This is a genomic window from Streptosporangium sp. NPDC050284 (assembly GCF_044459525.1).
GTDB lineage: Bacteria > Actinomycetota > Actinomycetes > Streptosporangiales > Streptosporangiaceae > Streptosporangium.
In genome coordinates this window covers 86,450-110,336 of the sequence record NZ_JBITIZ010000009.1, presented here as the reverse complement: position 1 = coordinate 110,336, position 23,887 = coordinate 86,450, and the positions used below count along the sequence as shown (strand labels likewise).

21 protein-coding genes are annotated in these 23,887 nt (G+C 68.8%); 1 reads left to right on the top strand and 20 read right to left on the bottom strand.

Annotated features, from left to right (window positions below):
* Positions 1 to 2: 2 nt before the first annotated feature.
* Together ACIBH4_RS21795 and ACIBH4_RS21790 are read right to left on the bottom strand one after the other, a co-directional pair.
* On the bottom strand, positions 3 to 1,166 hold the full coding sequence (locus ACIBH4_RS21795) for a ThuA domain-containing protein (RefSeq protein ID WP_362517037.1): 1,164 nt from the start codon (positions 1,164 to 1,166) through the stop codon (positions 3 to 5).
* A 60-nt stretch (positions 1,167 to 1,226) separates the two neighbouring features.
* Positions 1,227 to 4,082 (bottom strand): carbohydrate-binding protein, encoded by a 2,856-nt coding sequence (locus tag ACIBH4_RS21790; protein ID WP_362767554.1) that lies wholly within the window; start codon positions 4,080 to 4,082, stop codon positions 1,227 to 1,229.
* Positions 4,083 to 4,216: 134 nt separating this feature from the next.
* Between ACIBH4_RS21790 and ACIBH4_RS21785 the strand changes: the two genes are divergently transcribed.
* The gene (locus ACIBH4_RS21785; protein WP_362517043.1) at positions 4,217 to 4,489 is read left to right on the top strand and encodes a hypothetical protein; all 273 of its coding nucleotides are present in this window, start codon (positions 4,217 to 4,219) and stop codon (positions 4,487 to 4,489) included.
* A gap of 120 nt (positions 4,490 to 4,609) precedes the next feature.
* On the opposite strand, the gene ACIBH4_RS21780 is transcribed toward ACIBH4_RS21785, so the two are convergent.
* The 18 genes from ACIBH4_RS21780 to ACIBH4_RS21695 all read right to left on the bottom strand — a co-directional run bounded on the left by ACIBH4_RS21780 (position 4,610) and on the right by ACIBH4_RS21695 (position 23,812).
* Entirely contained in the window at positions 4,610 to 5,656 is a 1,047-nt protein-coding gene (locus ACIBH4_RS21780) for a hypothetical protein (RefSeq protein WP_362767557.1), read from the bottom strand.
* Positions 5,657 to 6,110: 454 nt separating this feature from the next.
* On the bottom strand, positions 6,111 to 6,836 hold the full coding sequence (locus tag ACIBH4_RS21775; RefSeq protein WP_362767560.1) for a nitroreductase: 726 nt from the start codon (positions 6,834 to 6,836) through the stop codon (positions 6,111 to 6,113).
* Positions 6,837 to 6,857: 21 nt separating this feature from the next.
* A complete protein-coding gene (locus ACIBH4_RS21770) occupies positions 6,858 to 8,054 on the bottom strand; it encodes an acyl-CoA dehydrogenase family protein (protein WP_362517052.1) in 1,197 nt (398 codons plus the stop codon).
* Between the two features lie 11 nt (positions 8,055 to 8,065).
* A complete protein-coding gene (locus ACIBH4_RS21765; RefSeq protein WP_362767563.1) occupies positions 8,066 to 9,196 on the bottom strand; it encodes an acyl-CoA dehydrogenase family protein in 1,131 nt (376 codons plus the stop codon).
* Positions 9,193 to 10,389, bottom strand: coding sequence for an acyl-CoA dehydrogenase (locus ACIBH4_RS21760; RefSeq protein WP_362517058.1), 1,197 nt, complete (start codon positions 10,387 to 10,389; stop codon positions 9,193 to 9,195). The genes ACIBH4_RS21765 and ACIBH4_RS21760 overlap by 4 nt, the downstream gene beginning before the upstream one ends.
* 60 nt (positions 10,390 to 10,449) lie before the next feature.
* The gene (locus ACIBH4_RS21755; RefSeq protein WP_362767566.1) at positions 10,450 to 11,568 is read right to left on the bottom strand and encodes an acyl-CoA dehydrogenase; all 1,119 of its coding nucleotides are present in this window, start codon (positions 11,566 to 11,568) and stop codon (positions 10,450 to 10,452) included.
* A gap of 69 nt (positions 11,569 to 11,637) precedes the next feature.
* Complete coding sequence (locus tag ACIBH4_RS21750) at positions 11,638 to 12,954, bottom strand: aromatic ring-hydroxylating dioxygenase subunit alpha (protein WP_362517064.1); 1,317 nt, start codon at positions 12,952 to 12,954, stop codon at positions 11,638 to 11,640.
* 41 nt (positions 12,955 to 12,995) lie between these two features.
* Positions 12,996 to 13,712 carry a hypothetical protein gene (locus ACIBH4_RS21745; RefSeq protein ID WP_362517067.1) on the bottom strand — a complete coding sequence of 239 codons (717 nt, stop codon included), beginning with the start codon at positions 13,710 to 13,712 and terminating at the stop codon, positions 12,996 to 12,998.
* A 223-nt stretch (positions 13,713 to 13,935) separates the two neighbouring features.
* Entirely contained in the window at positions 13,936 to 14,742 is an 807-nt protein-coding gene (locus tag ACIBH4_RS21740; protein ID WP_362767568.1) for an SDR family oxidoreductase, read from the bottom strand.
* Complete coding sequence (locus ACIBH4_RS21735; RefSeq protein WP_362517073.1) at positions 14,739 to 15,263, bottom strand: aromatic-ring-hydroxylating dioxygenase subunit beta; 525 nt, start codon at positions 15,261 to 15,263, stop codon at positions 14,739 to 14,741. Before ACIBH4_RS21735 ends, ACIBH4_RS21740 begins: the two co-directional genes overlap by 4 nt.
* 15 nt (positions 15,264 to 15,278) lie before the next feature.
* Positions 15,279 to 16,346, bottom strand: coding sequence for a hypothetical protein (locus ACIBH4_RS21730; RefSeq protein ID WP_362517076.1), 1,068 nt, complete (start codon positions 16,344 to 16,346; stop codon positions 15,279 to 15,281).
* A gap of 136 nt (positions 16,347 to 16,482) precedes the next feature.
* A complete protein-coding gene (locus ACIBH4_RS21725; protein WP_362517079.1) occupies positions 16,483 to 17,439 on the bottom strand; it encodes a hypothetical protein in 957 nt (318 codons plus the stop codon).
* A gap of 3 nt (positions 17,440 to 17,442) precedes the next feature.
* Complete coding sequence (locus tag ACIBH4_RS21720) at positions 17,443 to 18,564, bottom strand: phosphotransferase (RefSeq protein WP_362767571.1); 1,122 nt, start codon at positions 18,562 to 18,564, stop codon at positions 17,443 to 17,445.
* Positions 18,564 to 19,466, bottom strand: a complete 903-nt coding sequence (locus ACIBH4_RS21715; RefSeq protein WP_362517085.1) for an ABC transporter permease — start codon at positions 19,464 to 19,466, stop codon at positions 18,564 to 18,566. Before ACIBH4_RS21715 ends, ACIBH4_RS21720 begins: the two co-directional genes overlap by 1 nt.
* On the bottom strand, positions 19,463 to 20,305 hold the full coding sequence (locus ACIBH4_RS21710) for an ABC transporter ATP-binding protein (protein ID WP_362517089.1): 843 nt from the start codon (positions 20,303 to 20,305) through the stop codon (positions 19,463 to 19,465). The genes ACIBH4_RS21715 and ACIBH4_RS21710 overlap by 4 nt, the downstream gene beginning before the upstream one ends.
* Before the next feature lie 3 nt (positions 20,306 to 20,308).
* Positions 20,309 to 21,358 (bottom strand): ABC transporter substrate-binding protein, encoded by a 1,050-nt coding sequence (locus ACIBH4_RS21705; protein ID WP_362767574.1) that lies wholly within the window; start codon positions 21,356 to 21,358, stop codon positions 20,309 to 20,311.
* A gap of 345 nt (positions 21,359 to 21,703) precedes the next feature.
* Positions 21,704 to 22,684 (bottom strand): hypothetical protein, encoded by a 981-nt coding sequence (locus tag ACIBH4_RS21700; RefSeq protein ID WP_362517095.1) that lies wholly within the window; start codon positions 22,682 to 22,684, stop codon positions 21,704 to 21,706.
* A 48-nt stretch (positions 22,685 to 22,732) separates the two neighbouring features.
* A complete protein-coding gene (locus tag ACIBH4_RS21695) occupies positions 22,733 to 23,812 on the bottom strand; it encodes a phosphotransferase (RefSeq protein WP_362517098.1) in 1,080 nt (359 codons plus the stop codon).
* Positions 23,813 to 23,887: the final 75 nt, after the last annotated feature.

Sequence of the window (23,887 nt, the reverse complement as noted above, 5' to 3'; positions counted from 1 at the left end):
CACTACTTGGTGATCGTGATGGTGTCCACGTCGAACAGCGAGCCGGAGCCACCGCTGAAGGTGAGGAACAACGGCCCCGAACCCGTCGCGGTGAGGGTGGTGGAGATGGTCCTGAAGGTGTCCCAGCTGCCGGTGTTCGGCACGGTCACCGTACCGAGCACCGTCCCGGTCTGCGAGCCCGCGCGCACCCGGATGGTGCCACCGGCACCGGCCGAGGAGACGCGGGCGCTGAAGGTCTTCGCCCCGGAGACGTTCACCGACGAGTACCCGACCCAGTCACCGTTGTCGATGTAACCCACCGTCCTGCCGCCACTCGCCGGGCCGTGGTTCGCCGGCTGCACGCCGAAGTTGGAGGTGTAGGCCTCCCCCTCGACCGTGATGCTGGTGCCTGAGGTCCTCGGGCTGCAGTCGGCCGTCACCTGCCCGGCCACGTACCTGATGCCGCCGAGGAGCAGGCTGCGGAAGGCCGATTCCGCGTAGGACTGGATGGTGTGCCCCAGGCCCGTGTAGAACGAGCGGCCCGAGCCCTGCGTGCGGCACCAGGTGATGGGGTGGTCGCCGCCCATGCTGCCGCCGCTGTAGCTGCCCTCGTCGAGGTTCTGCAGGACGCGCACGTTGGAGCGGGGGTTGGTGCCGTAGTTGTACCACTCGTCGCTGCGGCTCCAGGTGGCGCCGAGGTGGGAGGTGGCCGGGTGCGTGTTGTCCTCGGTCCTCACGGTGGCCTGCTGGATCGCGGGGTGGCTGCTGAACCAGGCGCCCACGAGCTGGCCGTAGTAGGCCCAGCCGTACTCGGTGTCGGCCGCCGCGTGGATGCCGAGGTAGCCGCCACCGCCGTTGATGTAGCTCTCGAACGCGCTCTGCTGGGTGTTGTTGAGGACGTCACCGGTGGTGCTGAGGAAGATCACGGCCTCGTACGTGGCCAGGTTGGCCGTGGTGAAGGCTCCCGCGTCCTCGGTCGCGGTGACGGTGAAGCCGTTCGCCGTGCCCAGGTCCCTGATGGTCTGGATGCCGGTCGGGATGGAGTCGTGGCGGAATCCGGCCGTCTTGGAGAAGACCAGTACGTCGAACGGGGCGGCGGCCTGGGCCGCGCCGGGGACGAGCACGGTCGCTGCCGCCGTGAGGGCCGCAGCGGCTACCGCGAGCCCGCGTGCGATGAGACTACGCATCGCTGTCCTTTCGGGTACGTGAGAATCCCCGGCGCGGCGAAGTGCCGCGCCGGGGATTCGTCATTTGGTGATCGTGATGGTGTCGATGTCGAACAGTGAGCCGGAGCCACCGGTGAAGGTGAGGAAGATCGCCCCTGAGCCCGTCCCGGTGAGAGTGGTGGTGACGTTCCGGTAGGTCTCCCAGCCGCCGGTGACCGGTACCGCCACCGAGCCGAGGATCGTCCCGGTCTGCGAGCCGGCGCGGATCTGGATGGTGCCGCCCGCACCCGCCGAGGAGATGCGCGCGGTGAAGGTCTTCGCCCCGGACGCGGTCAGCGTGCTGTAGCCGGCCCAGTCACCGTTTTCGATGTGGCCCATCGTGCTGCCGCCGCTGGCTCCGGCGTGGGTGACCGACTGCACGCCGGAGCTGGAGGTGTAGGCCTCCCCCTCGACCGTGGTGCCGGTGCCGCCGCCGGTGTTCAGGGTGAAGGCGTCCAGGTCGAAGAGGTTGCCCTGACCCGTCGCGCCCTTGAAGACGAGGAACAGCGTGCTGGTGCCCGAGGGAACGTTGCTCAGGTTGGCCGAGACGTCCCTGAAGGTGTCCCAGCCGCCGGTGACCGGCACGGTGACCGTGCCCAGGAGCGTACCGGTGGCCGACCCCGCCCTCACCTCAAGCGTTCCGCCGGCACCGCCGGAGGAGACGCGGGCGGTGATGGAGGTCGCGTTGCCGAGCGCGTACGGCGTGAAGGAGATCCAGTCGCCGTTGTCGATGAACCCCGCGGTCTTGCCGCCCTCGGCCGTGGCGTGGTCGGCGAGCTGGACGCCGGACTGGGCGCCGAAGTGCTCGGCCTGGCGATGGCGAGGCTGCAGGGTGCGCGTGCTCTCGGTGGTCAGGCCGGCCTTGTCGGTGTAGCTGGCGACGAAGACGCCGTAGATGTTCGCGGCGCTGTCGTGCTCACCGTCCGTGGGGACCGCGATGCTTCCCGAACAGCCGTTCCTGCTGGTGATCTGGTGGGCGTGGCTGTCGTGGCCGAGGAGGTAGGTGACCGTGACCTTGCTGCAGTCGATGGTCCCGTCCTCGGGGTCGCTCACGTTGACCTGGAAGGGCACCGTGTCACCGAAGGAGAACAGCTGCCCGTTGACGGGCTGGGCGAAGTTCACCGTGGGCGCGGTGTTGCCGACCGTGATGGTGACGTTGGCGGTGCCGGTCAGCCCGCCGGAGTCCCGCACGGTCAGCGTGGCGGTGTAGGTGCCGTTTGTCGTGTAGGTGTAGGTGGGGTTGGCCGCGGTGGAGGTGACCCCGTTGCCGAAGTTCCACGAGTAGGTGAGCGCGCCGCCCTCGGGGTCGGAGCTGCCGGCCGAGGAGAAGGTGACGGCGAGCGGCGCGGCCCCGGAGGTCTTGTTCGCGGCGGCCCTCGCGATCGGGTTGCGGTTGCCGCCCCCGATGTACTCGATGCGGTAGAGGGCCTGGTTGCCCGAGCCTGTGCCGTAGTCGAGAACGTACAGGGCGCCGTCGGGGCCGAAGGTCATGTCCATGACCTGGGTGCCGGTCCACGGGAAGGCGGAGATCTCGCCGGGCGCCCCCGAGGAGGTGACCTCGATGGCCTTGATCCAGCGACGGCCGTACTCACCGGCGAAGTAGCGGCCGTTGAGCGAGGCGGGGAACTTGATCGCCGAGTTCAGGTTCGCGTCGTAGCGGTAGACCGGGCCGCCCATCGGCGACTCGGAGCCGCTGCCGAACTCCGGCGGCGATCCGGCGTCGCCGCCGTAGCGGATCCAGCTGGGCTTGGCCGCGGGCAGGGTGGTCAGACCGGTGTTGCGGAACGAGTTGTTCGTCGGGCCTCCGGTGCAGTTGTACTTCGCCTGGGAGGGTCCGGACGGGAAGGTGTACTCGTTGTAGGTCTCGGCGGTGGTGTTGGTGCCGGTGCAGTACGGCCAGCCGTAGTTGCCCGGGGCCGTGATGCGGTTGAACTCCACCTGGCCGGACGGGCCGCGGCTGGAGTTGCTGCTGCCGGCGTCCGGCCCGTAGTCGCCCAGGTAGACGATGCCGGTGGCCTTGTCGACCGACATGCGGAACGGGTTGCGCAGGCCCATCGCGTAGATCTCAGGGCGGGTCTTGGCCGTGCCCGGGGCGAAGAGGTTGCCGCTGGGGATGGTGTAGGTCCCGTCGGCCTGCGGCTTGATGCGGAGCACCTTGCCGCGCAGGTCGTTGGTGTTGCCCGAGGAGCGCTGGGCGTCGAACTGCGGGTTGCGGTCGGTGCGCTCGTCGATGGGGGTGTAGGAGTTCGACTCGAACGGGTTGGTGTCGTCGCCCGTGGTCAGGTACAGGTTGCCCGCCGCGTCGAAGTCGATGTCACCGCCCACGTGGCAGCACTGGCCACGGTCGTTCGCCACCTGCAGGACGACCTTCTCGCTCGCCATGTCCAGGGTGTTGTCAGTTTTGAGGGTGAACCGGGAGAGATTCAGGTGCCCCTTCCACTGGTCGAAGGTCGCCGCGCTGCCGGTGGTGGGCGCGTCACCGTTCGGGGTGCTCAGCCTTGGCGAGTAGTACACGTACACGTAACGGTTGGTGGCGAAGGCGGGGTCGGCCGCGATGCCCTGCAGCCCCTCCTCGTCATGCGTGTAGACGTTGAGCTTGCCGGCCGTCGCGGTGCTCCCGGCCGCGGTCGTACGGCGGATCGTGCCGTCACGCGCCGTGTGCAGGACCGACCTGTCGGGCAGCACCGTCAGCGACATCGCCTCACCGAGCGAGCCGGAGCCCCTGGCCAGGGCGACCTGCTGATAGTCGGAGGCCGGGATGTCGATCATCGCGCGGGCCGCCGCGCCGGTGGCCGATCCGGTGACCGCCTGGGCCGTCGATCCGGTGGCCACGACGCCGGTGGTGATGAGCAGGACTGCGGTCAGCAGCCTGGCCCACGGCCGAGGGCGTGGGGACATGGAGGGTCCTTTCCTGACTTGGGGGACAGTCAGGCAAGGCGCGCGCCGCCGCGCTTATGCCGCCGGCAGCGTTGTCACGTGCTGCCGGTGATACCAGGGTTCGTGCGGTGGTGCGGTGATACCGGGTTCGTGCGATGGTGCGCGCGTTCTCGGAGGGTGCCGTCTCAGAGAACGAAACCGTGAAAACCAACGATGTCGCGACAACCAACAATCTGGCTTTTCGCGACCCGCTGCACGAGTTACAGATTTTTAACACGCCGGAAATTGCCTGTAAACCCCCTGTCAAGGCTTCCCAGGTCAGGCCCACCAACACGAAAACACCCGAACCGCTCCCCTCCCACGCGGCGGATCCTTCGATGGGAACGGGGCTGCGAGCCGACGCGGCGATCATCCGGCCCTCAGGATGAAAACATGTCCGGGCCCGTTTTCCTTACGCGCCGCATCGTCGCGGGTCAGCGTCCTTGTCCGATCCGGTTCGGCGGTTAATCATCACTCCGCGTCAGCCGAAGTCACAGGCGGAAAGCGGGTCAACGCAGGCCGTTTCTGTTTTTGTAGTCGTTCCACACCTGTATGCAGTAGGCGTGGCGCCAGTCCGTGGAGGACAGATGACGGCAGGCGTAGCCGGCGCTGATGCCGCCTCCGGACGACGGCCTGCTTCTGGAGGCCGAGGGCGGCGGCGACCCGGTGGCCGGCGCCCCCGTCCTGCCCGCCCGGGGCTGTGTCCCGCCCTCCCGCGCCCCGGAGCGCGACCGTCCCGTCGTCCCCCCGGCGTCCCTCGCGTTCCCCGCTCCGCGCCCGGCGCTTCCGTCCCCTCGCCCGCCGCTCGCCTTCCCCCGCCCCGCACCGGCCTTCGACGCGGTCCTGCGCCCGCTCTCCTGCCCCGCGCCTTCTTTCGCCCGCCCCGTCTCCGCCCCGGCGGCGGCCCGTGCGGAATCGCCCTCGCGGTGCCGTGCGTGCCGCTCGGCCGGCTTCTTGGCGGCTCCTGCCCGCTCCACCCGCTCAATCCACTCGTTTTTGGTGTCTCTGTCAGAGGAGAGGGCGCGTTCCGCCGGAAGCGTCCCCACCGGGGCACGGCCCGGGGCCTTCCTGTCCCCGCCGGCCCTACCGACCCCCTCATGGCCCGGCCCCTTCCCTCCCTCGTGAGCCCTTCCTTTCCGGGCCTTCGCGTCCGTTTCCTTCCCGCCTTCGGGAGTCCTCCCCGTCCCAGGCGGGACCTTCGCGTCCACCCCGGGGGCTCGCGAGGCGGTGATCACCATGTCGTGCCCCAGGAGAACGCCCTCCCCGGAAGTCGCGGGCGACGTACCGGCGGTGGGGACCCCGTCCCACGGGGACCAGCCCGACGACCAGACACCGACCCCGGCCGCGGCGAGGAACCCCGCGATCAGCGCGGGCCTCAGGAGTTGGTCGCGCGAGAGACGCGACCACGGCCGTCGCCACGGGCTGGGAGGCGGGGGCATGGAGAACGGCCTGCTGTCGAGGTATGTCCGGGAGTCGCGGACCGGTGAACGGGGGACGGCGTCGCCGCCCTCCTCGTCCTGCTCGTCCCTGCGGTGCCGCGCGGGCCCGCGCCGCACCTTCCCACCTTCCCATTCTGGCCACTCCGGTAGCCAGGGAGGAGAAGGCGGCCCCACGGGCGCCCGGGACGCCGGAGGCCGTACGGGGCGCGGAGGTTGGGCCGGCTCCGGTGGCTCAGGGGGATCCGGTGGCTCCGGGGGATCCGGGACTCCGATGGCACGCGGCGCCTCTGGGGCGTGCGACGGCTCGGAGGGCGGCTGCCCGGTGGACGGCGACGGCTGCCGGGGCGGCGGATCGCCGTACGGCATGCGCCCTCGCGGTCTCGCCGTGAGGCCGTGACCGTGAGTCCGATCATGCTCACCGTGCATCTCGCCTCCCGTCTCGCGGTTCGCCCTCCCACCCTGGCAAAATCACACACTGTATGCGGCCCATGACAGTACGGTCTTACCGATCCGTTATCAGCAGCAGGCCGCAAAGACAAAGAAAAGCGATGAAAGACCGGCCCCTCCACGGTCACCGGTCGCGCCGGTCGACCACGTTCGTCAGTTCCTCTCGGCCGGTGCGGAAAAGGTTCGCCGGGTGCTCCTCGTCGGCGTAGCCGAAGGAGACACCGCAGACGATCATTCGGTCGTCGGGAATCCGGAAGTGCGCGCGCACGGTATCGGAGTGCATCGCGATCGCGCCCTGCGCGACCGCCGCGATCCCCAGGCTCTCGGCGGCCAGCAGGAGCATGGATACGTACGCGCCGCAGTCGACGTAGCCGTAGGGACCGAGTGACCGCTCCGATGTGATCACTGCGACATGGGGCGCGCCGAAGAAACGGAAGTTCTCCAGGCCCTGGCGCCTTCGCGCCTCGAAGTCCTTCCGGTCGATCCCCAGGCTCTCGTAGAGCCCGTAGCCCGCCTCCCGCCGTCGTATCCGGTAAACGCCTCGGTACTCCTGCGGTTGTGGAATGTCCGAACCGCCGTCACGAGTCGAGGCCGCCTCGTACAGCACGGTACGGAACCGCTCGGTCGCCTCACCGCTGGTGAGGATCACCTGCCATGGCTGGGAGTTACACCAGGAGGCGGTGCGCTGGGCAAGAGCGAACATCCGCTCGATCAGCTCCGGCGGCACCTGCTCGGAGCGGAAACCCCGGCAGCTGTGGCGTCCGGTCAGGATCCGCTCCAGCACATCGTCAAGTCGAGCGGGCTCCCCGCCGCCCGCCGACTCACCGCGCTCGCCTTCGTTGAAAGTCATGGTCGGCAACCCGGTTCACCCCTACCCGGCCTGCTTCGCCAGTTCCTTGCCGACAACCATGCGCTGGATCTGCCCGGTGCCCTCGAAGATGTCCAGGATCTTCAAGTCCCGGTACCACTTCTCCAGCAGCAGGTCCGTACTGGCTCCGTCCGGACCGAGGATCTGCATGCAGCGGCGGACGACGCGTTCCGCGGTGCCCGGCGAGAACGCCTTCGCCGCGGAGGCCTCCAGCCTGTTCGGCAGGCCCTGCCGGCGCATCCACTGGGCGCGGCGGCACATCCGGCGGCCCCGTTCCAGCGCCGCCGACATGGCGTCGAGATCGTCCTGGATCGCCGACCAGCGGTGCGGCCTGTAGCCGTGCCGCTGTTCTCCCAGCACCTCGACGGTGACGTCCAGGGCGGCCTGGGCGATGCCGATGGCCATGCTGCCGACGTTGGGGCGGTTGTTGTTGAGCACGCTGAGCGCGCCCAGCCGGCCACCGCCCGCGGTGTCGTCGGCACCGGGGACGTAGCCGAGCCGGTTCTCCAACGGGATCCGGCAGTCGGCGAAGCCGAGTTGCGAGGTCTCCCAGGAGCGCAGGCCGAGCTTGTCCTCGTTGGCCCGGATGATCTCGAAGCCGGAGGTGCCTGGTTCGACGACGAACGCCTCCGACGCGGCGGCGCCGCGCGACGGGTCCGTCGTGGCGAACACGACGACGAAGTCGGCGGAGGCACCGTGACTGCAGAAGATCTTCTGGCCCTTGAGCACCCAGGTGTCACCGTCACGAACGGCCCGTGTCTGGATCATGCTGGTGTCCGAGCCGAACTGCGGCTCGGTGAGCGCGAAACCGGTCGTGCCGCCACCGCTGATGATCGGTTCGTACCAGCGCTTCGACTGTTCCTCGGTGCCGAGCATCCGCACCACGATGTGGGCGATGCCACCGCCCATGCAGTGCATGGCCCAGATGTCGCCGTAGTTCAGCATTTCGTACTGCACGAGGCCACGCATCAGTTCCCCGTCGGGGAAGGTGGGCAGATCCTCTGGGTGATCGGTGGCACCGGCCGGAGCGGTGTTCTTCGACAGTGGCACCGGGCAGGAGTCGATGATCTCCTTCCAGTTCGCGGGCGGCTCGTGGTCGGTGTCGGCCTTGCGGGCGTGCGGGCGCACCATCTCCACCGACCACTCGCGCAGTTCTCGCTCGTAGCGCCGCAGCTCCGGGCTGAGCTCCAGATTCACCATGTGTGGCTCCCTCAGACGGCCGGTGCGAACCGGGTGAAACGTGGATCACAGTCGATCGTCGACAGCAGGCCGGTACAGCGGTACCAGAGCTCGACCGGGTGGTCGGTGAGGAATCCGTGCCCGCCGAGCATCTGGATCGCGTCGCGGGTCGCCGTCGTCGCCGCCGCGTGGCATTCGGCGACGATGCGGCCGACCTCGTCGGCGAGCCGGTCGTCGTCGAGCCCGTCGAGTGCCGTCGCGATGCTCCACAGACCCAGCCGGGCCGCGTCGAGCTGCATGTGGTTGTCGGCGAGGGTGAACGACACCCCCTGGAAGGAGATGATCGGCCGGCCGAACGCGACGCGTTCGGTGGCGTAACGGGTGGCGTACTCGCGAGCCCGGGTCGCCCCGCCCAGCGCGACGGCGGCCGGTAGCAGCCGGGTCCGCGCGACCGCCTGGGCGAGGGTGACGCCGTCGGCCTCGTCGTGCAGCAGCGCGTCGGCGTCGACGGTGACGTCGAATCGGATTCCGGTCAGCCCGGCACTGGACATCGCCAGATGGCCCTGGGCCGGCGCGCTCGCCACCTCGATGTCGGCGAGTGCGACGACGGCGGCCCGCAACACGTCCTGTTCGGGGTCACGACCCACCACGATCACATGATCGGCCCCGCCGCCCAGGGCGACGGCGACCTTCTCGCCGCGTACCAGGTATCGACCGTCGGCGGTCCGGGTGATCTCTGTGTCGTAGGCGCGCGGAGAGGGCTCGAAGCGTTCGTAGAGCGCCACCGCCGGCGCGGCGGCCGAGCCGGCGGCGGCCCCTGGCAGGAAGCGCCGCCGTTGCCCGGCGGTGCCGAGCAGGCTGAGCAGCAGCGCTCCGCCGCCGGTGAACACCTCCGCGCCGACGATCGACGGATCGCCGTGAGCCAGTGCCTCGACGCCGATCAGCTGGGTGTGGGTGTCGGGGACACCGCCGCCACCGAACTCGCTGTCGACGACACAGGTGAAGCCCATGTCGCGCAGGTGCCCGGCCACATCGACGGGCACCTGCCCGGTCGCGTCGACCTCGCGGGCGACCGCGTCGAGCCGGCCGAGCGCGAGGCTGCGCGCGGCCTGCCGCATGGCGATGACCTCGTCGGGCAGGGCCAGATCGAACGACGCGCTCATCGGCCCGCTCCCCCCCGTAGCAGCATCTGTGACACGCTGCGGCGCTGGACCTGGCTGGGGCCGAGCATGGCGTCGGTCATCTTGATGTCGCGGTACCACTTCTCCAGCAGGTGCCGCTCGGAGGCGCCTTCCGCGCCGACGAGCTGAAGGCAACGCAGGACGATCGACTCGGCGAGCTTCGGCGTGACGGCCTTGGCCTCACAGGCCGTCGCGGCGGCGTTCTCGCCCCTGTCCTTGAGCCAGGCGGACTTCAGCGCCAGGCGCACGACGTCGTCGAGGGTGTCGTGCATCTCGGCGAAGTCGGCGCGGATGCGCGTGAGCCGCGCCGGGGAGTACTCCTCGGCGCGCTCGTCGATCCACTGCTCGGTGAAGCCGAGGCAGCCTCGGGCGATGCTGGTGCCCCAGACGGCGCAGGTAGCCCGGTTCTTCGAGAAGACACCGAGGGCGGCGGCGACGCCGGGGGCCTCAGGACCGCCGACGCAACGGTCGAACGGGATGCGGATGTCGTGCAGTTCGAACGTCGCGTTCCGGATGAACCGGAATCCGATCTTGTCTTCCTTGTCGGTGGTGACGTCAAACTTCGCTATGTCGTCCCTGTCGAGGATGAACGCGCGGACCCCGGCACTGCCGGCCTCCGGGCTGATCGTGGCGAGCAGCACGATCCACTCGCATTCGAGCAGGTTGGAGATGAAGACCTTCTTGCCGTTGAGCACCCACTCGTCGCCGTCGCGCACGGCGGTGGTCTGGATGCCGGCCAGGTCGGTGCCGCTCTGGTCCTCGGTCATGGCGATGGCGGTGAGCACGTGCTCGCCGGTGCACCACTTCTCGACCTGCTCGGGCGTGCCGATGAGGTTGATGAAGTCCTCGGAGACGGTGCCGCCGTGCAGCATCTGCCAGGCCCACGAGTCGCCCTGCGACAGCGGTTCGGTCATGAAGACCGACAGCACGTTGGGGCCGAACTCGATGTCGGTCTTCAGGGTGTGTGCCCGGTCGACGTACTCGTCGTCTCGCAGGGTGGCGAACCCGACGGGGGCCACGTCGAGCGGACAGGCCTCGATGACCTCGGGCACGTCGGGGTAGATCTCGTTGGTGTCGGCTTCGCGCGCGTAGGGGCGGACGACGTCGAGCGACCAGCGGCGGGTCAGCTCGACGAGTTCGACGGTCTTCTGAGAGGGTTTGAGGGAGATCGCCATCGCTGAGTTCCTTTGCTCCGCAGGGATCGGTGGTCGCTTCGCCGGTCGAGAAGAGGAATCTCAGGCCGCTTCGATGACGGGGACGTTGTGGTGGAGCACGTCGAAATCGACGGCCGAGAGCACGCCGGCGTCCCGGTAGCGGGCCTCGGCGAGAAACTGCTGGCTCAGGCCGCGCCAGCCCATCGTGTTGCAGGCGATTCGGGCGGCCTGGGTGCCGGCGGCGCAGGCGGCGGCGACGGCACGGCCGACGCGGCGTTCCAGTACGGCGCCGGTGTCGAACTCGGCGAGCCGGGAGGCGAGGTCCCAGATCTGCAGCCGGGCCCGGCTGAGCGCGATGCCCGCGTCGACCAGCGGGAACATGACGCCCTGGTTGCGGCCGAGGGCGGCACCGCGCACCTTGCGCCCGGACACCCACTCGGCGGTGGTGTCGACGGCGGCCTGGCCCAGTCCGACGGAGACGGCGGGAACGAGCAGGCGCTGTGTGTTGAACGCGCGCAGCACGGTGAACTCCTCGGCGCTCGCACCGATCCGAGCGGTGGCGGGCACCGGTACGCCGTCGACGCGCACGGCGGCGGAGGCGACCAGGCCGAGGGCGAGCTTGCCCTCCTTCCGGTCGTCGCGTTCGACCTGCACACCGGCTGCCTCTACCAGGAAGGCGGCGGAGGCGTCGTCGTCGGTGCGGCCCGCGAGCAGGACGGCGGAGGCGTCGGCGCCGTGCGACACCGGGTCCTTACGGCCGCTCAGCGACCACTGGTCGCCCTGCCGTTCCGCGCGCAGCCGGTACTCGGACGGGGCCCGGCCGTAGCCCTCGTACAGACCGAGGGCGACGTCGCCGAAGGCCCGCAGGGCGCCGATGCGCTCGACGGCGGCGCTGTCGCCGAGGGCCGCGGCGAGCAGCTGCGCCTGGGCGGCACCGATGATCTCCAGTGCGGTCCCGGCGTCGGCGATGGCGAGTTCCTCGGCGACGAGAACGAGGCCGACCGGGTCCAGCAGCACGGAGCTGCCGTCGGTGATGGCCTCCGGCGTCGCCCCGGCGGCACGGCTCAGGTCGGTCCTCAGATCGGCGGGGAGCCTCCCGGTACGGTTGACCTCTCGGGCCATCTCTCTGATCTGGGGGCGGAAGCTGCGTAGTTCCTCCACCGCGCTCTGCTGGGCGGCGGTGGGTGAAAGATCGAACATCGGCGTTTCACATCCTTCGATGACGCGGGGGGTAGTTCGGAGGTCGGGCGGATGTCCTCGGGATCGAGGTCAGGAGGTGGGGCTGGCCTCCAGATCCGCGCGCAGGATGGATCGGCCCGAGTAGTGCGGCGCCAGCGGGGCGTGCTCCTCCGGAGGGAGTCGCTCACCGGTGACGAGCCGGTTCCACTGCCGCCACCAGGTGCGCATCTGCAGCTCGTCGGAGCCGGACGGGTCGGGCTTGGCCATGCCGCGGGAGATGTCCGACCAGGACAGTTCCTGGAAGGCGGCGAAACCTCGCTGGCAGGCTTCCAGGGCTTCGACGTCGTCCGGGGTGGCGAGGCCGCCCGGCCCCCAGAACGTCAGATAGTTGTCGAGCCGCTGACGCCTGAGGTCGTCGCCCTCCTCCGGCGGGACCAGCTCCCAGCCGGTGACCTCCATGTGGTCCGGCGCCAGCGGGTCGATCTTGCGGATCACGACACCCATGGTCAGGTCGATGACCACCAGGTTCGGGAAGATCACCAAGTTGCGGGCGCCCTCCATCCGGTCGACCCAGGCGTCGCCGTGGATCTGGCGCAGCCGCCCGAGCCGCTCGGCCTTCTCCCGCCGGCCCTCCTCCGACAGCGGCCGGCCGAACGTGTCGAGGGCGGAGACGGCACCGGCGATGACGGCGTGGCCGTTGCCCAGGTCGATCGCCGAGGACTTGCCCAGTGCCGAGCCGTCGAGGCTGCCCCGGGCGGCCTTGACCATCTCGAAGTAGCGCTGATGGGCGGTGACCGCGTGGTAGCCGTCGTAGCTGTTCTCGACGAGCAGCTTCCAGTTGGCCCGGACCGAATACTCGTGGGTGCCCTCGATCACCTGCATGCCGACCTCGGACTGGTCACAGATCAGGTCCAGGTATTCGGCGGCACCGGCCAGGTAGGTCTTCAGGTCGACGATGTCGGGGTCGAAGGAGACGAAGACGAACCCGCGGTAGGAGTCGATCCTCGGGGCCGCGGTGAGCGACGGGCGTTCGAAGTCGGGGCCGTAGGACTGGTCGCCGGGCAGCGACACCATCTCACCGGAGATCGAGAACGCCCAGCCGTGGTAGAAGCACGTCATGAATCGGGCGTTACCCTTCGGCTCCCGGCAGAGAAGGGCACCGCGGTGCGGGCACGAGTTGATCCAGACCTTGATCTCACCCTTGTTGTTCTTGGCGAAGATCAGCGGCCGTCCACCGACCGAACGGGTCTTGAAGTCGTTCGGCTTGGACAGCTCGGACTCGTGACCGACGTACAACCAGGTGTGGTTGAAGATCTTCTCTTTCTCGAGCCTGAAGACCTCCGTGTCCACCATCACCGACCGGTGGACCCTGAATCGCGGTTTGGTCCGGTCATCGTCGATGTACATGGAAACTCGATTCTCCAATCGTGCTTCGGACTCGGCGACGGTCATTCGTTCGCCTGCCGCCGTGCCCATGCCAGAGCGAGCTCGGTGGGTCGCGGAACGACCCGGAGGTTCAGCCACTCCATCGCCCTCTGCCAGGAGTCGAAGGAGGCCGCGTGGTCGATCGCGTCGCGATCGTCGAGGTGCGGCCACGCCGACCCGCCCGCGTAGCCGACCACCCGCGTGTACACCGGAGCGTCCGCGCGCAGCCTGCGCCGCAGATCGGCCAGCGTGTCGGCGGCCTGTGTCGTGGTGGCGGTGAACAGCCCCAGCCAGGGCACGCGCATGACCGCGGGCCGGTCAAGCAGGTGGAGCGCGTGAGCGGCGACATCGGCCGCCGACGACGAGATGCTGACGACGGCGCCGAGATCGAAACCGAAGGCCGCGGTGAGGGCCACTCGCGCGCCGGCGCCGTAGCCCAGGACCCCGACCTGCTGGTGTTCCCAGCCGCGCTCGGCGAGCACGCCGAGCAACGCGTCGACGTCGGCACGGTGCTCCCGCTCCGCCGTGTCCCCGTCGATCTCGGCGACCAGCGGTTCGTACCCCTGCATGAGCAGGTCGTTGGCGACGGCCTCACTGTCCGGGCCGAGATCACCCGCATCGCACAGGACCAGCGCGGCGCCCCGGAGGGCACCGCCCAGATGGATCTGTTCGGCCCGGATGGTCCGGGTCCCGACGGCGACCGTACGTCGCGTCGGCTTGATCCGGATCAAGGCGTCCACCTTCGAGGTACTCCTTCGCTCACTCTCCCGGCAGCGGCGGGAGGATCTCGCTGACGTCGTCGGAGAACGGCGACGACGTCACTCTTGCAGTGGGTGGCCCACCGTTCCATCTCCCGTCTCAGCAGCCGGAACTCTGCGGCGAACCGGTGTGCGCCCCCAGTCCGAGCGGGGCGCGGCGCCCTGCCGGCGCCAAGATCCTCACGGTCCGGCACCTGCGCGTGACCTAGGCGCCGTGCGGGTTCCAGGGCCAGTACTTGGCCGTGGCACCCGCGTCGACGGTGATGTTCGTTCCGTTGATCATGGCGGACTCGTCAGAGGCCAGGAAGACCACCGTCGGCACGTAGTCATCGGGCACCGGTAGCCGATGCCACGGCATCAGGCCCACGAAATCCATCGTGTAGTCGCGGGCCGAGGTCGCCTTGATCTTCGCCGTCCTCTCGATGCTGACCGGGTCGACCGGTTTGGTCGCCGTCGGGGTGAACGCGTTCACCCGGATGCGGTGCTCGGCCAGCTCCATCGCCGCCGACCGGGTGAAGTTGATCAGACCGCTCTTGCCGGTCGAGTATCCGATGTTGCCCGGCTGCCCCTGCCATGCCGCCGTCGACAGCACGTTGACGACGCTGCCCGGCGAACCGGCCGCGATCATCGCCTTCGCGGCGGCGCGGGTGAACAGGAAGGCACCGGAGAGAATGACGTCCAACTGACGCCGGTACTGCTCGATCGGCATCGTCAGGATGCCTTTCTGGTTGAACAGAACGGCGTTGTTGACGAGGATGTCGACCCCGCCCCAGTTCGAGACCGCCAGGGCGACGGCCTCCTCGCTGTGCGCCGGGTCGGTGACGTCGCCGGCCACGGCCAGCGCCTGCCCCCCGGCCTCGACGATGCTCTTCGCGCACGCCTCGGCGGTGGCCGCCGACAGATCCGTGCAGACGACCTTGGCGCCTTCGGCCGCCAGCCCGCGGGCCAGCGCGCCGCCGATGTTCGGGCTGGCACCGGTCACGATCGCGATACGTCCCGCCAACCTGTTCACAGGATGATGCTCACCTTTCCCTGCGGGCGCAGCGTGTCGAGGTCCAGAATCGCTCGCCGCTCCGTGAAGACGAAACCGTGCTCCGCGTCACGGCGCAGCACGTGCCGATACCGGCCGACGTAGGTGTCGAACACCCCCGGGCGCGTGCGATAGATCGCGAAGTTGGCGTGCACCGTCAGCCGGTCGTCGCCCTCGTCGACGGCCCGGATGTTGGTGATCAGCCGCCGCGTCTTCGAATGCGGGTACTCGGCGTGCGCCGACCGGGTCAGCAGCGAGTTCACCCGCTGCTCCAGCAGGAACCGGTCGTCCTGCACCAGGAACAGGTGCCGGCTCGGATCTCCGTCCGGCAGGTCCGTGGAGGGCACCAGATAGCGGCATTCGAGCGCGAAACGCCCGAGCCACTCGTGCAACCGCCATTCGTCGAGCAGATCGGCGTCCTGGAACAGGTACCGCTCCACCGCGCGCAGCTCCGCGTCGGAGACCGGGGCAGCGGCCGGCCTCACGGCTGTCGTCTCAGTCATGGAATGTTTCTCCGCTCAGCGGTAGACGGCGAATGCCTTGTTGGAGTTGAAGACCTCGGTGGTGACGAATTCGCTCCACCGCAGCTCCAGTCCCAGCTCCGACATGGCCCCGAGCAGGCAGAACCAGTTCAGCATCTCGTGCTGGCCCGCTGCGACGACCTCGCCGGTGGTGGCCGCGCGCCAGGTGTCGTAGTCGCCCGCCACCAGGGCGTCGTAGAGCCGCAGGTCGGCCTCGGTGTCCGGACGCAGGTGCCAGTCCTTGTCGTTGAGGAAGGCGTGCGACCAGCTCGACGAGGCGACCAGCGCCACTCGCCGACCGCCGGCGCGCACGGACCGGCCGACGGCCCGGCCCAGCTCGAAGCAGCGCAGCGGCGACGGCCCCGGCGGGTCCAGGTCCTCACCGGCGTTGATGTCGGCGAAGCGGGCGATGCCGCCCTGGCGGGCGATGACGTGCTCGCCGTAGCAGTTCACCGCGATCGGCACGATCGGGTACGGGAACTCCTTGCCGACGTTGTCCCAGTCGAGGAAGAGCTGGGTGTTGGCGAAGGCGTGCGGGAAGTTGATCCCGCTGCGTTTCTCGTACGAGTAGGCGATGTCGAAACCTGAGTTGATCACGTCGGTGACGAGCCGCTTGGCGAAGTCCGGCCGGCCCCGCATGACGAAGCTCTGGCCCTCGTCGGGCAGGCCCCACGCGTTCGGATGGTTGCGCTTGCGAAGCAGCGCCAGCGGGTCCACGACGGTGTCCTGGTAGGCCAGCACGCAGAACGACGGGACGACCTCCTCGCGGAAGTTCTCGTACTGGTCGTCGCCCCAGACCACCATCACGTCCGGCTGGAACTCGTCGAGCTCGGCCCGGATGCGGTCGAAGCCGGCGCGCAGCGCCTCACGGTGCCCCTGCGCCGCGGCGGCTCCGGCGTCGTCGCCCCATTCACGCCGCGCCTGCTCGGACCAGTTCTTCGGATCCTTACGGTCGGCCGGGATGTCGGGGTCCTTCAGCGTTCCGCGAAGCAGGCTCGCCATGTTCGCGTTGTCCGTGGCCACCATCGGGTAGTGGGTCATGCCCAGACCGATCACGTCTGCCATGTTGAATCCTCTGCGAGTCGGGAAGGCGGACCGCCCGGGTCGCGTACGGACGGCCGGTTGTCACGTGAGGCCATGCTCTGGGGTTCCGGAACGGCAGACCACTTCGAGTTCTGGTGTTCGGAACCCCCACCGACGGTCAAGGCGTGATCGGCACGTACTGGACCGTGCCGAACCCCACAGAAGCGTCGGAGTGCACCTCGGCCAGGAAGTTGACCAGGCCGCGGGTGCTGCCCTGGAATGTCTTCTTGCGTCCGGCCGGAACGTGTACGCCGCGTGGATGGGTGAAGCGGCGCACGACCCCGTCGCCGACGGCGATGGAGTCGGCCGCGGTGAAGGCCGGCCGGGATGCGACGGCGTTCGTGCGGACCCGGTAGTCCGGGAGCACGTGCACGATGCCGGTCTCGTCGGCTTCGATGAAGTAGCTGCGCCAAACCCCGTCGTAGAGGGCACAACTGGAGGCGATGAAGCGCCGGGCGCCGTCGAAGACCATCGGCGTCCAGAAGATGTCGTCGATCCTGATGTCGCGTGGACCCCACGTGTGATCACGCATCAGCAGCCCCGACGCCTCGGTGACGGTGTCACCGCTGAACAGCCGGCCGACCCACTCGGCGCCGACCTGGTAGTGGTTCGCGACGAACCAGATGCCCATCTCGCGGGCGCCCGGATCGTCGGCGAACAACTTCGCGGCGAGCTCGGAGACGAAGATCGGGTGGTGCCTGGTCGTCAACTCCACGTCGAAGCCGAACGGCACGTCGCCGTCCTGAGTGAAGTACCAGCCGTCGGCGTCCGGTCCGACGAAGCCGCGGCCTTCGTAGCGCAGCCGCCATCGCCGGAACGGTTCGATGACCTCCACAGTGAGCCCTGGTGAGGCGAAACAGTCCTCACCGGAGCTGTGCGTGGTGGTGGTCGTGGAAACGCCACCGACGGTCACCCCCGCGCGTACGTCCAGGGTCCCGTCCCGGGCGACGTGCTGCAGGTGCAGGCTGAGGCCCTCGGTGAGCGCGGCGTTGCCGCCGTAGAACGCGTAGTTCTCCTGCCAGGAGCCCTCGCCGGGGGTGTGCGCGAACTCGTCGGCACCGGTCAGCTCCACCACCCCTTACACCCCCTTCGTGTTGATCTCGTCGATCAACGTGATCGAATCGTGGTCGAGCAGGGTCTGGCCGAGTCGCCGCACCAGGCCTGCGGCGCGGCGGCGGGCCCGCGGGTTGTCCGTCTTCAGCGAGCCGCAGACGACCACCCCGTAGGAGAAGAACAGCAGCGTCGCGAGCCGGTGCTCGTGCCAGGCCTGTTCAGGACCGTAGGTGACCCCGTGCCGGCCGAGGGCGGCACTGTAGACGCCGAGCAGATCCTGCTCGTGGCGTCGCCGGACCTCGGTGTCCATGCAGTGGGTGACCAGGTACGACACGTCCTGGATGCCCTTGGCCCGCATGATGCCCTGCCAGTCGAGGGCGACGAACGCGTCCGGGTGTCCCGGCGGGCCGAACATGAGGTTGTCGAGCCGGAAGTCGCCGTGCACGATGGTGGCGTCCTCCGACAGCCAGGTCTGCAGCGACCGCAGGGCTGCCAGATATTCGTCACGCATGCCGCGCAGCCGCTCCGGCAGCAGGTCGCCGAAGTCGGCGATCATCGTGGCCCAGCTGCTCCCGACCTTCGCCGCGATCGACGGCCCGTGGCTCGCGTCGTGCCGGGCGAACGTCCGATGCAGCACCGGATCCTGGGTGCGCCAGTACCGGGCGTGCAGCGAGGCCACCGACTTCAGGGCGAGGGCGGCCTGCTCCACGGTGCACCCGGCGACGTCGTCGCCGGGGATGTGATGGGGGAAATCCTCCATGACCAGGACGAACCGGGCCCCGTCGTCGTCGATCTCCCGGTGGTGGCACCGAGGTGAGCGCAACGGGCTGTCGTCGCCGATGGTCTCGTAGAAACGGAACTCCCGCTTGTACGTCGACATCTCGACGGCCATCTCGATGCGCTTGGGCAACGAACTGGAGAGCTTGACGATGACACTGTCCGGCCCGGTGCCCGACTCGGACGGGCCGTAGTCGAGGTGCACCCGCGCCACCTGGGACATCTCACCGACGCCCTCCCCCAGGGGTTGGATACGCACACCGGTCAGCGGCGAGGCCACCCCCTCGGCGGCGAGGATCGGGGAAAGCCAGCCGACCGTGACATCGGCGACGGTCGCCGGCGAGAGGACGGCATCGTTCTTGAGGTTCATCAGACGTACCTCCATCGCAACAGCACCCGCTCCAGTACGCTGATCACCGCGTTGAGTATCAGCGCCATGACGATGAGCACGAGGATCGCGGCCACCATCGCGGACGGCTGGAAAGCGTTGCTGGACTTCTGGATGAGCGTGCCCAGCCCGTCCTGGGCGGCCATCATCTCGCCGACCACGGCCCCGAGGAACGCGTACGGCACCGAGATCCGCATGCTGGTCACCACCCAGACCAGGCTGGATGGAATCGTGACGCGCCGCAGGATGAGCATCCGCGAGGCGCCCAGCATCTTCAACGCGTTCACGAGGTGCTGGTCGACCTCGCGGACACCCTGGTAGGTGTTGTTGAAGACGAGAAAGAAGACCAGCAGGGCGGCGACGGCGACCTTCGACGCCTCACCGATGCCGAACCACATGATCAGCATCGGCGCGAGCGCCAGCTTCGGGATCGTGTTCGCCGCCATGACCAGCGGCCGCAGGATGTCGCCGAGGATGTTGCTGAGGCCCAGCGCGAAACCGGCCACGACGCCCAGGGAACAACCGATCGCGAACCCGTACAGCGTCTCGCGCAGGGTGATGATGGTGTTCGTGAGCAGCGTGCCGTCCTCGACCCACCCGACGAACGCGGCCCACGCCTCACCGGGGCGGCCGACGTAGAACTCGTCGACGATGGCGAGCCCTTCACCGGGACGACCGGCGAAGACCTGCCAGGCCAGGATGAGCAGTGCCAGGACCCCGATGTTTCCGGCGCCGACGATCAAGGCGCGCGGCGTGATCCGTTCCCGCACCCGGGTGCCGATCGTACGGCGTTGTGAAAGCTTGCCGGGCTCCGCGGCCGGAGGCCGGCCGGCGGGCGCCCGCGCCGGTTCCGCCTCCTCAACCGGCGCGACTCTGCCTTTCATTCGTCCTCCTGAGCCGTGTGGTCCATCCGGTTCCACAGGTCCTGCCACAGCTCGCCGAAGCCCGGGTCGGTACGGAGCGACGTGAGATCGCGTGGCCGGGGCAGGTTCACCTCGGTGCGGTAGACGATCCGGCCGGGACGCGCCGCGAAGACGACGATCTCGTCGGCGAGCAGCAGAGCCTCGTCCAGGTCGTGGGTGACGAAGACGATCGTCTTGTCACCGGCGCTCCAGGTCTCCAGCAGCTGCGTCTGGAGGCGCTGGCGCATCTGCGCGTCGAGCGCGCCGTACGGCTCGTCCATCAGGATCAGCGACGGCTCGTAGGCGAGCGTACGGGCCAGCAGCACCCGCTTGCGCATGCCGCCGGAGAGCTGCGACGGGTAGAGGGTACGGAAACCTTCCAGGCCGACGCTCTCCAGTGCCCGCTCGACGCGCGCCTTGCGCTCGGCCTTGCCGTAGCCGCGTACCCGCAGCGCCAGTTCGATGTTCGACTCGACGGTCGACCACGGGAGCAGGGTGTCGTGCTGGGTGATGTACCCGGCACCGGTGTTGACGCCGCCCAGTTCCCTGCCGTCGAAGTACACCTGGCCCTCGGTCTGGCGCAGGAGCCCCGCGAAGACGTTGAGCAGCGTCGACTTGCCGCAGCCACTGGGCCCGACGAAGCATACGAACCGCCCGCGCCGGATACCGAGGCTGACGTTCGACAGCGCCTGCACTTCGTTCTTGCCTCGTTTGCCGAATTTGACGGAGACGTTCTCGGCGCGGAGGAAGTTGTCGTCCCCGCCGGCGCCCGATGTGTGGGCGCCGGCGGTGGTGGTCTGCCGCGTTCCGGTGAAGGACATCTCCTATTCCGCCCAAACCCCGTCGGCGAAGGTGAGGGCCGACGGCTTGTCGCTGGAGATGTCGTAGATCGCCTTGTTCTTCGCGAAGTAGTTCTCGGTCATCTTGGCATCGCCCTCGTAGTTCGCTTTGATCATCTCGAACGATTCCTTGACCAACGCCGCGTCGTTCTTCGGCGAGAACGTCAGATACGTCTCAGCGGCCTTGGAGGGGTCGTCGGCGAGCAACTGACGGGCCTCGTCGAGCGAGGCGAGGAACTTCTTGACCGTCTCGCGGTTCTGCTCGGCCCACGGACCGGCCGCCATGTAGGCGATGTTGCCCGCGTCCCAGGCACCGGTCTGGGCATAGTCCGCCGGGCCGAGCCAGATCGCGCCGTAGTCGTTCTTGACCGGATTGAGGCCACCGGGCAGGCCGGTGTAGATCGCGTCGACGCGCTTGGCCTTCAGACCGGAGTCCAGGCCGGCGGGCGAGCCCAGGGCGACGAAGCTGTTCTCACCGAACGGAACCTTGTAGTGCAGCAGCAGCGCCCGCAGCGACGCCTCACTACCGGGACCGCGGGAGGCGACGCCGAACTTGGCGCCCTCAAGCGCCTTGATGCGCTCCTCGACCGAAGACGCCTGGGTGACCCCCTTGGCCTCCTGTGCCTTGACGAAGTCGCTGTTGGCGAGCAGGACGCCGTTCTGGGTGTTCGACGCCCGGGCGACGGCGACGACGTCACGATCGCTCGCGGTGCCGAAGAAGAGCGCGGAGATCGCCCCGCCGACGATGTCGGTGTCACCCGTGACGGCCGCCTGCACCTGGGTGCCCGAGTTCGCGATATAGGGGAGGAACTCGACGTTCAGCCCGTTCTTCTCGAAGTAGCCGGCGCTCTTGGCGGTGATCGCGTCGGCGAAACCGGTGGTGTCCGCGGCGAGCAGCAGCCGAACCTTGGTTTCACCGGCGGCATTGGCCGCACCGGTGGCAACCTCGTCATCGGAGCCGCCACAGGCCGCCAGGGTCACGACGGCCAGCAGACCGGCCGTGAGGATTGCTGAGACTCTCTTACGCTTGAACATCCGCTGCCTCACATTTGGAATCGGGGAGCTTCTCACCGCTTCGCGCGGCCCTGCCCCGAGTCGCGTACTGACTTGGATTTCCGAACCTCGCCCCAGGTTCTTTGTCGCCTCTCGGAGGTCGACGGGACCGCGCTGCGCGAGCGCCCCCTGGACCACTTGGGGGGACACTAAGATGACCGAATACGCACAGCCACCAGAAGTTCCGGGCACTGGAACATCGGCGTCACCGGCCCGACACAGCCTCTTGACCGGGGCTGACGTGTCAGAGGGCAGCCTGCTACCGCGCCCGGGAAACCTCTCCTCCGGATCGCGGAAACACCACGGGCGCAGCTCTGATCGCGCAGGTCAGCGCACCGCGCCGGAACCCGATGCCTTGATGATCGACGCGGTCGACACCGGGGCCGTCTGGAACGAGCCGATGCCCGCGGAATCGCCCGAGCGCACGTGCCCGACGTGGTCGACCAGGCCCCAGTTCGGCAGGCCGTTGACGTCCCAGTTGCGGGGGGCACCCATCACCCGGACGACGTCGATGTCGAAGCGGGTCACCCGCTCGTCGCGCACCGCGAGCGAACTGGCGTCGGTGAACACCTCGCCGTGGGCGGTGTTCTGCCGCACGAGGTAGTCGGTGTAGACGTTGACGACCTGGTCGTCGACGGCTTCGGCGGCGAAGCTGTACCAGGTGTCCTCATAGCGCTTGGTCAGCGCGGTGAGGAAGCGCCGACCGCCGTCGAGCACGACCGGCGTCCAGTATCCGGCGTTGCTGCGGAAGCGGCGCCGGCCCCACGAGTGGTCACGCCACATCAGGCCGCTCGCCTCGATCTTCCGGCCGCCGCTCCACACCGTGCCCTTCCACACCGAGCCGACCTCGTAGTGCTCGGCGACGGTGAAGATGTTGGTCGGGTCGACCGGGAACAGCTCGGTGGTGATCGGCCGCCACGAGATCGGCGCACAACGGGTGCCGATCTCGATGTCGAAGCCGAACGGGGAGTCCCCCGCCCCGGAGCAGAGCCAGCCGGACTCGTCCAGACCGACCCGGCCACGGCCGTCATAACTGAGTCGCATCTTCTCGAACGGGACGACGATGTCGACGTCGAAGCCGTCGGCGCCAAAAGCACTGCCGCCCGCCTGCTGCCTGACCGTCGAGGTCAGCACGCCGTCGACACACGAGGCGGCGCGCACGTCCACGAGACCTTCGGCCGGGATGTACTGGAGATGCAGGTAGACCCCGTTGCCGAACGCCTCGTCCCAGCCGTGGAACAGGTAGTTCTCCTGCCAGGCCTCGCTTTGGGGGGGTTCGTGGATCGACTCGTCGGCGGGAAGCAGCATGGATGGTCCTTCGGTTCGTGGTGAGTGGTCCTGCCGTGCTGGGAGCGCTCAGAGCAGATCCCAGACCTTCCAGTCGTCCATCGCCGTCAACGCGCGGTCGACCAGTCCCTTCTTGCGCGCGATGGCGCGCGGGTCCTTGTTGTTCATGCCCCCGGTGATACCGACGACGATGGAGAAGACGAACAGCATGGCGAGGCGGTAGTGCTCCTCGGCCTCGTCACGGCGGTAGTCGACCCCGGCGTCGTTGAGGGTGCGCACGTAGAGGTCGATCAGCCCGCTCTCGGCGGCGCGCCGGTCGTTCGTGGTCATGCTGTGGGTGACCAGGTAGGCGACGTCCTGGACGCCGCGGCCGACGACACTGCCCTGCCAGTCGAGCAGGACCACCGGATCGGGCCGGCCGGATCGGCCGAACAGCAGGTTGTCCATTCGCAGGTCGCCGTGGACGAAGGTGACCGGTTGCCGCGCCATCAGACGCAGCAACCGGGGGAAGGCCTGGACGTACGCCTGCTCGTAGGCGCGGACCTGGTCACCGAACCGCGCCTCATGATTGGCGATCATGTTCGGCCATCCCTGGATGACGGCCCGGTGGCGGTTGGCGGCGAAGACGCCGTCGTGGCGGGGGACCCACGCCAGTTCGGGGCCATCGGTGCGGTTCCAGAACGCGGCGTGGACCTTGGCGACCTCGGCCACCGCCAGGGCCGCCTCCCCTGGCGTGCAGCCGCGCACCTCGTCGCCGGGAATATGGTCGGAGAAGTCCTCCAGGACCAGGCAGTAGCGGGCGCTGTCGTCATCGACGGCGGCGAGGTAGGCGTGGGGCACCCGGGCCGGCACATGCGCGGCGAGTTCCCGGTAGAAGCGCACCTCGCGCTCGTAGAGCCGGATGCTCTGGGCCCGCTCGCGGTGGTGCTCGTTGTCGGTGGCGAACTTGGCGATGAGGCTCGCGGGTCCGCCCCGGTCTCCGTCGGCGTAGCCGAGACCGACACGGACGAGGGTTCCCATCTCGCCGACCCCGGACTTCAGGGGGGTCGTCTCGAACGCCACCGGCGCCGCCGCGTCCGGATGGTGCTCGCGGAGCAGCTCGGCCAGCCAGGGCAGAGTGATCTCCGACGAGGTACGGGGGAATGCCATGTCATCTCCTCGTAACGTGCTGCCGGTTGGCTCCCGGTCAGGGTGCGGGCAGTGCGTGCCAGGCCTCAAGCCACC